Here is an 11088-nt window from a genome sequence, read left to right on the forward strand (position 1 = left end):
ACGCGCGCAAAGTTGGTGACATATAGAAGGTGAAGATTGGCAAATTCTTTTTTCCTACATTTCATATAGAATATCCTTAACTAATCCGTTTCAGGTGCTTGCTCCAATATTCCTTTTAGATAAATCTCTTGAATCAAAATCATAATAACCACTAAAATCGGTGTTGCAAATAGAATACCCCAAGCTCCCGATATACCCGCCATCAACAATTGGAAAAATAAAACCAGTGCTGGCGGTAATGAAAGCATTTTCTTTCTAACGAAAGGTCCGAAAACACCAGATTCTAATAATTGTACTAACAAGAATAAACCAATAAGCCACAATGCCATTTCAGGGCCATCCATCAGACCAATTAGTGCGGCAGGAATCAATGCCAATGTCGGCCCAATATTAGGAATAAATGTCAATGTACCGCCAATAATCGCTAATATCAACCACAATTCAGCACCGAGAATCAATGCACCAATCGCGGTTAATGTAAATACAAAAGCCATTTCCAACATCTGCGCTTTCAACCATACTTTGAGGTCATTTCCCATTTTGCTCAAGATATGATCTGCCTTAGGTTTATAATTATTGGGTACAAGCGCTACGATACCGTTCTTGTATTCTTTCGGAGAGATCATCAAAAATAACCCCAGAAAAATGACCGCATACAAATCTCCAAAAAAGCCAAAAGTAGATTTAAACAATGAACCAGCATGTTGCATCACTTGGTCTCCGTTTTCTTCTAAAGACGGAGTAGCATCTTTTATTTTGTCGCCCCAACTCTGATCTTCTAAGTAAGATTCTACCGACTTTAGCGTCTTTGGAATACCTTCTTTAAATTGCTCGTATTGTTGAGCCATCGTATTACCGATCAGATACGTAACTCCCGAAATGAAACCAAATACCAAAAAAAATGCTAGCGTAAGCGTAACACCTTTATGCCAACCTGTCCAACCATGAATGCGATTGGAGATAGCTTGAAAAAAGATTGAAAGTAGAAGACCACCGAACAATAGAAGCAATATGCTAAATGTTTTCACGAATAGCGAAGCGAATAAAATAAACAACAAAACGACAAAGGAGATCAGCGAAGTTTTACGCATGATGGCTTTTTTTTCCGATTTTTCCATAATACCGTTACAACAATGGATACTGGAAAACGTTTTATCTTTTACTTATAAGGAAACTATTGGGCTTGATCTGTACTACAATAGAAAAAGACCGCGTGAAACGCGGTCTTCAAAAGTTTATAAATATGAATGCTTGATAATCAGCGATCAGCGGTTTTATTAACCTTCCAATTCCATAATCTCTTCGGCCAATTGCTCCCATCTTGTTTGCAATTGCTCCCAAGCTGCTTTAGAAGAATTATATTCTCGAGTAGCTGTTTTGAGCTTTTCGGCGTCTGAAAAGACCGCTTCCGTAGCTAACGCAGCTTCTAATTGATTGACCTCTTTTTCTGCTGTGGCGATCTGAGCTTCCAGCTGTGCGAGTTCTTTATTTTTCTTTTGCAGCTGCGCTTTCGAGTCGTCTGTCAGTACCGGCTTAGCTTTTTTCTCTGCTTTTGGTTTTTCTTCCTTTTTCTCCGCTGCAGCAGGTTTTGTTACCCGCTTGCTACTCCAAGCTTCGTATTCTTCGTACGTACCCGGATATTCTTTGATATCTTTTTCTTCGATATACCAGATTTTGTTGGCTACATGATCCAAGAAATAACGATCATGGGAAACCACGATCAGCGTACCTTCGTATTGTTGTAAAGCCTGAATCAAGATATTCACCGACGCCATATCCAAGTGGTTGGTGGGCTCATCGAGTACCAAGAAGTTCGCATCCGCGGTTAATGCTTTCGCTAACGCAACACGAGATTTCTCTCCTCCGGACAAGACTTTGATTTTCTTGAACACATCGTCTCCGGTAAATAGGAAACAGCCCAAAATCGAACGGATTTCCGTTTCCGTATGTTTAGGAGCGAAGTTTTGAAGCTCTTGTAAAATAGAATTTTCCAAGTGCAAGGCTTCCAGTTGATGCTGCGCAAAGAAGGTTTGCGACACATTATGTCCTTTTACCGTCGTGCCTGTAAATTCAGAATCATCATCAGCCACAATGCGTAGCAAGGTAGATTTTCCTTTACCGTTGGCACCGATCAAAGCGATTTTATCACCCTTTTCGATTAAACCATCTGCATTGCGCAAGATTTCAATATTTGGGTAGCTTTTCGAAATGTTTTCTAAAGTCACTACATGGCGACCAGAAGGTTTGGAAAACTTAAAGCTGAAGTTTACTTCTGGGTTATCGTCATCCACGTCCGAAATCTTCTCCATCCGATCCAATGCCTTGATACGTGATTGCACCATCTTGGCTTTCGATGCTTTCGAACGGAAACGCTCAATCAGTTTTTCTTCTTGCTTGATCTTCGCCTGCTGATTCTTAAACTGATTGCCTTGTAGTTCTTCGCGCAGCGACTTTTCCTCCAAATAGAAAGAATAGTTACCCGCATACAAGGTCAATTTGCCTTTACGGGATTCTACCGTTTTGTTGATGATTTTATCGAGGAAATAGCGATCGTGAGAAACGATGATAATCGCGCCTTCGAATGAACCCAAATAATTCTCTAACCACTTGATAGAAGGTAAGTCCATGTGGTTGGTGGGCTCATCTAGTAGCAAGATATCAGGAGTTTGGAGTAGAATTCGGGCTAACATCACACGCATACGCCAACCTCCAGAGAAGGTGGCCAAAGGGCGCTTTTGCTCTTCTTCGGAGAAGCCCAAACCCGCCAAAATTTCGTTTGCACGAAACTCAATGTTGTACCCGTCTAGCGCTTCAAACTCCATTTGCTTGTCGCTCAATTTGTTCAGGATATCATCCGAATAGTCGGTTTCTAATTTCTGCAACAAATCTTCTATTTCTGCATGCAGCTGATTTTGGCGTTCAAACGCTTCCATCGCCACCTGTACAATATTCTTTTCGGAATGGTAAGATAGCAAGTCCTGATTCAGGTAGCCGATCTTCAGATCTTTGGCCATGGATACCGTGCCTGATGTTGGCGTGTATTCACCTACGATAATCTTGAGTAAAGTAGATTTTCCTGTTCCATTAGCGCCAATAAGCCCTACTTTGTCGCCCGGTTTGATGTGCCAATTGGCATCATCGTACAAAGCCCGAGAGCCTATTTCAAAAGTTAAATTATTAATCGAGATCATTTCCGCAAAAGTAGTGAATATTTCTGCTTCTTTGGCTAAATTTGCCGTACTATGTATAAACTTGTCAAACCATTGTTTTTTAAAATGGATCCGGAGTCGGCGCATCATTTGGTGACCGGCGGATTGACCAAAGTGTCTAAAATTTGGGGCTCAAAAGCAGTATTGAAAGCTTCTTATTCGCTAGAAGATCCTCGTCTGGAACGGGAAGTATTCGGTTTGAAGTTCAAAAATCCGGTCGGACTTGCTGCAGGATTTGATAAGAATGGATCGTATATAGAAGAGATGGCTTCTTTCGGATTTGGGTTTATCGAAATCGGAACCGTAACGCCAAAACCACAACCTGGGAATGATAAGCCGCGCATGTTTCGCTTGATTCCTGATGGCGCACTCATCAATCGGATGGGTTTTAATAATCAAGGCGCTGATGTGGCGGCAGGTCGCTTAAAACATCTAAAAAATAAGGGCAACTTAATCATTGGTGGCAATATTGGTAAGAATAAAGTGACGCCAAACGAGCAAGCCGTAGACGATTATCTATACTGTTTTCACTCATTATATAGTTATGTCGATTACTTTGTGGTGAATGTGAGTTCGCCCAATACACCAGGTTTAAGAGAATTGCAGGAGAAAGAACCGCTGATGCATATCTTAAACACATTGCAAGCCGCTAACTCACAAAAGGATGTGGCTAAACCAATCTTACTAAAAATAGCTCCAGATCTAACTGATAGTCAATTGGATGATATTGTGGAGATTGTACAAGAAACAAAGATTGCCGGTGTCATAGCCACGAATACAACGATTTCACGTGAAGGATTGAAAAGTGATCCGCGATTGGTACAAGAAGTAGGCGGTGTGAGCGGAAAACCACTGACCAAACGCTCGACAGAAGTGATCCGTTATTTGGTTCAAAAATCCAACGGAGCATTTCCTGTGATTGGTGTTGGCGGTATTCACTCGGCTGCTGATGCACTAGAAAAATTAGAAGCTGGTGCCGCCCTGATTCAATTGTATACGGGCTTTATCTACGAAGGTCCGGGTTTGGTGAGCAAAATTTGCAAAGCATTACTCAAAAAGTAATTCATTCGCTGTGCTCAAAATCGCCTATCATCCAGCTTATGTCCATCCGGTGCCCGACAATCATCGGTTTCCGATGGCGAAGTACGAATTGATACCAGCGCAATTGATGCACGAAGGATTGGCTACTAAAGAAAACTTCTTTGAACCATTATTGGCAGATCGCGCCACGCTTTGCTTGGCACACGATTCCGAATATGTGGATCATTTGCTCCATCTTACCTTGGATGCCAAAATGATTCGCCGTATTGGCTTTGCCTTATCCCAATCCTTAATTATTCGCGAGCGATTGTTAGTCGACGGTACGATCAAAGCGTGTCATTACGCGCAGCAATACGGCGTGGCTTTCAATGCCGCCGGAGGTACGCACCACGCTGGGCGTGATTTCGGGGAAGGATTTTGTTTGCTCAATGATCAAGCGGTTGCCGCGGCGTATTTACTACATCAGAAGCTTGCGAATCGAATTTTGATCGTGGATCTGGATGTACATCAAGGAAATGGCACAGCACATATCTTTCGGGATCATCGGGATATTTTTACTTTCTCGATGCACGGAGAGAAGAATTATCCTTTCGTAAAAGAGCAATCGCATCACGATGTGGGATTGAATGATGGCATCGGTGACGCGGATTATCTCACGCAACTGTTGAACACACTGAAGCCTGTTTTTGAAAAAGTAAAACCTGATTTCGTCTTTTATCAAGCTGGCGTAGATGTGTTGGCCACCGATAAGCTGGGCAAATTAGGATTGACAGCGGAAGGTTGTCGGCAACGCGATGAAATCGTATTCGATTTGTGCCGCAAATTTCAAGCTCCTGTACAAGTCAGCATGGGCGGCGGGTATTCCGAAGTTTTGCGTCATATTGTGGATGCTCACGTGAGCACGTATCGTACGGCGATTGACCTGTACAATTTATAACTATATTATTATTTAAATTTCAATAAGCATGTTTTTTCATCAGGACGCTACGTTCGAATCCTTATCTATACATCGCGTGGGCAATAAAGCCCGCGACGAATATTATGCCTTGTCAGAACAGCCGATTGACTTGAGTCAAGACGAGGTGTTGCCGGATTTGCTGATGCAATATTTTATGAAACCTTTTGCGAAAGTGAAAGAAGTGTATCGCTTCTTTCACCCGAACGAAGATTTGCAGCTCAATGAAGTCTATCATTTCGCGCATGCTTTTTTCGAGGGGAAAATGCCTTTTCATGAATTTTCGGAGCAAGTAACAAAGCATTTATACGAAGTATCTTCGCATCCCAATATTAAATCCGGTGAATTGTACGTGGTCGCGTTGAAGAATATACAAATGGAAGGCGAGGAGGGATCCGCTGTGGGGATTTTCAAATCGGAGAACAAAGAAACTTATCTGAAAGTGTTTCCTGATCAGGGCGGATTTGGACTGGAGTACGAACAAGAAGCCATCAACATCAATAAGCTGGATAAAGGTGTAGTGATCGTGAAAGCGGACGCCTGGGAAGGATACAAAGTATTGGTAACGGATCAAACTAATGGTTCAGACGCCGTGTATTGGAAAGATGATTTCTTGCAATTGCGCGTACGCGACGACAACTTTCAGCAGACGGGTAACTTCCTCAAGGTGTACAAAAACTTTGTCAACGAAAAAATTGATGAAGTGTTTGAAATGGACAAAGCGGAGAAAGTAGATTTGCTCAACCGATCGATGAACTACTTCAAAGCGCACGATACTTTTGAAGAAGAAGAATTTTCCGGCGAAGTGTTGGGCAATGCCCAAGCGATCTCTTTGTTTAAGGAATACCGTGAGCAAGTAGGAGAGGAATTAGATATGCCATTCCAAACGAATTTCGATATTGCTGCTGGAGCGGTTAAAAAAATGGCTTCTGACTATAAATCAGTCGTTAAATTGGATAAAAACTTTCATATTTATATTCATGGAAAGCGAGATTACATCGAACGCGGATATGATGAGGATCGTGGAATGAATTATTATAAATTGTATTTCGACAACGAGCAATAGCTTATGCGGTCAGCAGGATCAAAAAATAGGCTCTATTTTTGGGTAATAGGTGTTTGTATTGTATTAGGCATCGTCGGGTATGTATTCGTGCAAGATCCTGCTCGGGTAGAATGGCTTTACTCCAGAAACTTTTATCCGCTTTATAGCTATTTGCCGACTATCCTGTTTAGTTGGCTTCCATTCAGTCTAGGTGATCTCTTCTACACGTTCGCAATACTAGGGTTGCTGCTGCTAGTCGTCAGAGGAATTCGATTCTTGATTCTCAAAAAATGGGAGCAAGCCGGCCGATCAGGGCTACAATTTGTTTGCACAATTTTATTGCTGCATCACTTCTTTTATATTAGTTGGGGACTGAACTATTACCGCCAACCTTTGGCAATGACCTATGCGTTGGATGTAGCAAATATCAGCACTGAAGATTATGAAATAGTATTAGATAGTCTGATTCGGCGAGCTAACGATTTGCGAAAACAGGTAGATGTATCTACTGTTGTTAGCGCTCGAAACATGCATCAACTGGAGCATGTGATGGCAATGGATACTACGTTCAACACCATATTAAGTAAAAAGCATATCAATGCAAAGACTCCTGTATCGAACACTTTGGCCTCTTATTTTACAGTAAACGGTTATTTCAATCCCTTTACACATGAAGTGCAGGTCAATGAGCTAATTCCTTGGCCAAGTTTTCCATTCACGGTAGTGCATGAATTGTCTCATCAGATGGGAATTGGTTTTGAAGATGAATGTAATTTTATAGCTTACCAAGTGCTATCCGAACATCCGAACCCATGGTATGCCTATAGTGCACATTATGCGGCCATTCAATCTTTGCTCCGGTCAATGCGCTATACAAAGCCGCAACTGTTCGATACGTATTTTAGGAAATTGGATGCTGCAATCGTGCGCGATATGCAATCAGAACAAGATTTTTGGTCTAATTATAGCGGTCCGGTCAATTACATCTCTGGAATAGTATATAACCACTATTTGCAACACAATAATCAGCCTGAGGGTACGCAACGCTATGGCATGATGAATCGCTTGATCGTCGCTTGGTACAAGAAGGAGAACATCAAGTAATACCTTATGCAACCGGGAGCTAATTCACATCGCTAGTTTTTTGACATTGCTTCTAAAGCGGCAATGTGAAGCTAAATGTAGAGCCTTTGTCGACTTCACTATCCACCCATAACGTCCCGCCATGCTTTTCAACAATCTGCTCGCAGATATACAAGCCTATTCCCATTCCTGGAAAATGCTGCTGAATGTGGCGAGCGCGATAGAAACGCTCAAATATCTTTTTCTGATCATTCAAACTGATACCCATTCCAAAATCTTGGACGGAGAATTTGATGTATTTGCTAATTACGGAAAGTGAAACTTTTATTTTTCGAGCTTTGGGCGAATATTTCACCGCGTTGGCTAGCAGATTTTTCACCACCTGACTGAGTTGCGCTTCATCCCCAACATAGGACCCATCAATACGACCCGACAGTATAATTTCATGGCTATCCGTTGTGCGACTCATAGATTCGACAGCTTCCTCTACCATATTATTGAAGTCAAAGGCTTCGCGATGCACTTCCAGATTGCCCGATTGTATTTTAGAAACGTCTAATAGCTCCGCAATCAACCTATTCAGCCTATCCAGTTGGACATTGGCTTTGTCCATAATATCGATGATTTTGGCATCCGAGTCTTTCGGAAGCAAACGTGTAGCATACTGTAAATACCCCTTGACTGTTGTCAGTGGTGTTTTTAGTTCGTGACTTGCCACGGCCAAGAAATCGTCTTTACGCAATTCGATCGCGCGTCTATCCGTAATATCTTCAATCGCCAATAGGATACGATCTTTGTAAGCGCCTTCTAATTCTATACGGTGTGCATTGAGCAACATGAGCTTTTGACCTATATGCGGGAAGTTGTGCTCCACCTCGAAGTCAAGCACTGGATTGTTTGTCGGAAGAATCTTCTCCAATAATTCTCTTAAAGCCTCGATGTTCCATTGTCCATTTCCCAAGTCGAACAATTTTCTGTTAATCGTTTCCGATTTATTGACTTTAAAAGTCCGCATAAACTCTTCATTGGCTGTAAGCACTTTTAAATCAGAGTCCAACACCAGTAAGCTTTCACGAACAGTCTCCACAATACTTTGCAAATACTCTTGACTCAACTGCAGACTGGCGGTACGTTCATCGATTTTTTGCTCCATCAATTCGCGCTCCAATTGCAGTTGTTGTTCCGCTTTTTTGCGCGAAGTCACATCATTCTGGACACCGATAAAGTGGCTTACATTACCTTCGCTATCTTTTATAGGGGATATGTACAGTTCATTCCAGAATAGCTCTCCATCTTTATTGTAATTCCGAATTTCCACATTAGCATGTTTTCCATCTTTGACGGCCTTACGCAATTCTGCACGTACTGACTGCTGTCTATCCTCGCGCTGCAAAAAACGACAATTATGACCAATGATCTCCTTACGGCTATATCCACTAATCCGCTCAAAAGACTTATTGCAGTATACGATCGGGTTGTCAGGCAGGCTATTATCGGTAATAATAATACCTGAAACACTAGCATCAAGCGCGGCATGATATAAGGGACTTACATCTGTCGTGCTCAAATTTGGAGCAATTGTTTGTGATGGATCAAATTCGTTTTTCATAGATGTATTTTTACAGATTATCACCAAGAGCTTGACATGAGAGCCCTATCGTTCCAAGCCATCAAGCAATATTGTTGTCGCTATGTGCTCACAATAATCTTCTGGATTACCAGCTGTTAACGCGCCCAAGTAAGCATTTGTAGCCCAACGTGAGCGCTTTGTAATGATGTCATTATTGATGAGCTTCTCCCGCACTTTTTCCGACAATGATCTTTTCAATTTGTTTTCAAATCGATTGTAGTGCTCATTAAAAACTATATCGTTCATTTATTTTTAATCGTTGTGTAATTGTATGCAACGATTGCAACTTTGAGGCCAAACATGGATTGTATTACCGCAAGCCATTCGATTCTTAAAGATTACGCATTTATAACGAATGGCTTACGTATCTATACTTTTAATAAGTAATAGCAGGTATCTAATTTTGACTTACGCAATACAGGCAAAGCCACGTTGAATACCGGTACACCTTCCTTTGTCTTACCTTCTAAGGTGCCGGCGTGGGCATGTCCGTGAAAGGCAGCAATCACATTACCTCGATTGATTGGCTCCGCTAGGCGAGAAGATCCTAAAAATGGAAATAATACTTCGGGCTCACCAACAACTGTTTCTTTGATCGGTGCATAATGCAATAAGGCAATCTTTGGTATATCGGGATGTTCTTGATCTAAACGGGTAAGGGCACGTTCGAGCTGTAAAGACTCATTGACCACTTCGTGTACAAATGATTTCATCATGTCCTCGCCAAAAACAGATAGCATGTACTGATCAAAACCGCCACCAAATCCTTTGACACCTGCAAAACCCACGTCGGCCAACACGGTAGATTCGCCGTCAAGTATGGTCATTTTGTGTTCGGTCAAGATTTGTTTGATGATCTTTTGCCTTCCTTTTTCGTAATCGTGATTGCCTAGCACACCAACGACAGGAATCTGTAACGCCCGCAGATCCTCCGCTAAGATCGACGCTTCATCCTCATCGCCTGTATCCGTCAAATCACCACAAATTACTAATACATCTGCTTGGTGCGATACTTCTTCAAAAATCGCCTTCATCTTTCCGCGATCATTCATCTTGATATGTATGTCCGCCATAGCGGCAACTCTTTTCGGAGCACGTTTTGCATTCATAATTATTTAAATTGTGGTAATGGTATATGATTTATAATTCCATTCTTTAATATCTACCTGGTATTGCGTCTGATCGATCAGCGGTCCGCGACATACCTTTTCTACTGGCGCCGGAAGATCATACTGCTCGAGTGCACGCGCGATCAATTCATCAAATAACCATTTTGGTATAATGGAGCGATAATCTGCGGGATATACAAATTGAAAGGTAAGCAGTTGTGCCAATAGAATATGCCAGTGTCGATCCATTCGTGACAACAAATGCTTCCAATCAACATGTTGGCCATAGCGCAATAGTATATGATTCACATCGGCACTATCGTTACGTTCTCGATTTTGCACATACAATTTGCACCAAATCAATTCTTCTACAGGAATAAATTTCACGGGAAGTTCGGCGAACTCACCTTCGCTCGCACGTTCGTACCAGCCATCATCCACTGTACAAATGTTGTTGACGGTATCAAAGATGATATCAATAAAGTATTCACCGTGGAAAACCTTCGCCAACCAACGTACATCTGTGAGCTCGGTGCGGTATCCTTTTTCGGCAAAGGCTTTCAAGATTTTTGGATATTCGCTGCTTTTGCAAAAGATATCCAAATCTTTTGTATCTCTAAATATGCCTGTATATTGAAACATAGCGAATGCTCCGCCCAACATAAACTGACAGTCATTATCGTAAATTAACTGCAAGGCATCCTTGTAGAAGGCTTGAGATTCTAATTTCTGTTTTTCTGTTTCTATCATATCACTAATCCTCCATTATACGGCTAACAAATCTTCTAATACGCGCTCGTCTTCACCTGGGAATCCGCGATCGGGAATTGGCGGCATATGTATTGTTGGATCGCCTTCTTCTAATGGGGTGGGGTGATCGCGCTCTTCTGGATCGGGCACGTCCTCATAATCAGGAATCGCAAAAAGGGGATTTCTTCTATTATATGTCGTGGTACTCATAGCTCTTTATTTAGTAGATGTTTAAAAACGTCGCTTAATCATAACAGCGCAAAGCT

11 protein-coding genes are annotated in these 11088 nt (G+C 41.9%); 4 read left to right on the forward strand and 7 right to left on the reverse strand.

What is annotated here, in order from left to right:
* Positions 1-80: 80 nt before the first annotated feature.
* Both GKO22_RS13165 and GKO22_RS13170 read right to left on the reverse strand, forming a co-directional pair.
* On the reverse strand, positions 81-1091 hold the full coding sequence (locus tag GKO22_RS13165; protein WP_166335771.1) for an AI-2E family transporter: 1011 nt from the start codon (positions 1089-1091) through the stop codon (positions 81-83).
* A 186-nt stretch (positions 1092-1277) separates the two neighbouring features.
* Positions 1278-3191: an ABC-F family ATP-binding cassette domain-containing protein gene (locus tag GKO22_RS13170; protein WP_166335773.1), complete on the reverse strand. Its 1914-nt coding sequence runs from the start codon at positions 3189-3191 to the stop codon at positions 1278-1280.
* Positions 3192-3242: 51 nt separating this feature from the next.
* Between GKO22_RS13170 and GKO22_RS13175 the strand changes: the two genes are divergently transcribed.
* From GKO22_RS13175 to GKO22_RS13190, 4 genes are read left to right on the forward strand one after another with little or no spacing between them, the layout of a single operon-like run.
* Positions 3243-4271 (forward strand): quinone-dependent dihydroorotate dehydrogenase, encoded by a 1029-nt coding sequence (locus GKO22_RS13175; protein WP_166335775.1) that lies wholly within the window; start codon positions 3243-3245, stop codon positions 4269-4271.
* Positions 4272-4281: 10 nt separating this feature from the next.
* A complete protein-coding gene (locus tag GKO22_RS13180) occupies positions 4282-5187 on the forward strand; it encodes a histone deacetylase family protein (protein ID WP_317165713.1) in 906 nt (301 codons plus the stop codon).
* 28 nt (positions 5188-5215) lie between these two features.
* Entirely contained in the window at positions 5216-6271 is a 1056-nt protein-coding gene (locus tag GKO22_RS13185) for a nucleoid-associated protein (protein ID WP_166335777.1), read from the forward strand.
* A gap of 3 nt (positions 6272-6274) precedes the next feature.
* Entirely contained in the window at positions 6275-7354 is a 1080-nt protein-coding gene (locus GKO22_RS13190; RefSeq protein ID WP_166335779.1) for a DUF3810 domain-containing protein, read from the forward strand.
* 52 nt (positions 7355-7406) lie between these two features.
* Here GKO22_RS13190 and GKO22_RS13195 read toward each other — a convergent pair whose 3' ends face one another.
* The 5 genes from GKO22_RS13195 to GKO22_RS13215 form a co-directional block, all read right to left on the reverse strand.
* Entirely contained in the window at positions 7407-8942 is a 1536-nt protein-coding gene (locus GKO22_RS13195) for a sensor histidine kinase (RefSeq protein WP_166335781.1), read from the reverse strand.
* A 45-nt stretch (positions 8943-8987) separates the two neighbouring features.
* On the reverse strand, positions 8988-9209 hold the full coding sequence (locus tag GKO22_RS13200) for a DUF1896 family protein (protein ID WP_166335783.1): 222 nt from the start codon (positions 9207-9209) through the stop codon (positions 8988-8990).
* A 122-nt stretch (positions 9210-9331) separates the two neighbouring features.
* Positions 9332-10036, reverse strand: a complete 705-nt coding sequence (locus tag GKO22_RS13205; protein ID WP_240920306.1) for a metallophosphoesterase family protein — start codon at positions 10034-10036, stop codon at positions 9332-9334.
* 42 nt (positions 10037-10078) lie between these two features.
* Entirely contained in the window at positions 10079-10822 is a 744-nt protein-coding gene (locus GKO22_RS13210) for a nucleotidyltransferase (RefSeq protein WP_166335787.1), read from the reverse strand.
* Between the two features lie 15 nt (positions 10823-10837).
* Positions 10838-11032, reverse strand: coding sequence for a hypothetical protein (locus tag GKO22_RS13215; protein WP_166335789.1), 195 nt, complete (start codon positions 11030-11032; stop codon positions 10838-10840).
* Positions 11033-11088 lie beyond the last annotated feature (56 nt).

This window comes from Sphingobacterium chungjuense, from assembly GCF_011316935.1.
Lineage (GTDB): Bacteria > Bacteroidota > Bacteroidia > Sphingobacteriales > Sphingobacteriaceae > Sphingobacterium > Sphingobacterium chungjuense.

Bases quoted from the DNA above. Each gene is read 5' to 3' on its own strand.
- GKO22_RS13190 (WP_166335779.1), top strand. From the start codon at position 6,275: ATGCGGTCAGCAGGATCAAAAAATAGGCTCTATTTTTGGGTAATAGGT.
- GKO22_RS13175 (WP_166335775.1), top strand. From the start codon at position 3,243: ATGTATAAACTTGTCAAACCATTGTTTTTTAAAATGGATCCGGAGTCG.
- GKO22_RS13185 (WP_166335777.1), top strand. From the start codon at position 5,216: ATGTTTTTTCATCAGGACGCTACGTTCGAATCCTTATCTATACATCGC.
- GKO22_RS13195 (WP_166335781.1), bottom strand. From the start codon at position 8,942: ATGAAAAACGAATTTGATCCATCACAAACAATTGCTCCAAATTTGAGC.
- GKO22_RS13210 (WP_166335787.1), bottom strand. From the start codon at position 10,822: ATGATAGAAACAGAAAAACAGAAATTAGAATCTCAAGCCTTCTACAAG.
- GKO22_RS13170 (WP_166335773.1), bottom strand. From the start codon at position 3,191: ATGATCTCGATTAATAATTTAACTTTTGAAATAGGCTCTCGGGCTTTG.
- GKO22_RS13165 (WP_166335771.1), bottom strand. From the start codon at position 1,091: ATGCGTAAAACTTCGCTGATCTCCTTTGTCGTTTTGTTGTTTATTTTA.
- GKO22_RS13215 (WP_166335789.1), bottom strand. From the start codon at position 11,032: ATGAGTACCACGACATATAATAGAAGAAATCCCCTTTTTGCGATTCCT.
- GKO22_RS13200 (WP_166335783.1), bottom strand. From the start codon at position 9,209: ATGAACGATATAGTTTTTAATGAGCACTACAATCGATTTGAAAACAAA.
- GKO22_RS13205 (WP_240920306.1), bottom strand. From the start codon at position 10,036: ATGGCGGACATACATATCAAGATGAATGATCGCGGAAAGATGAAGGCG.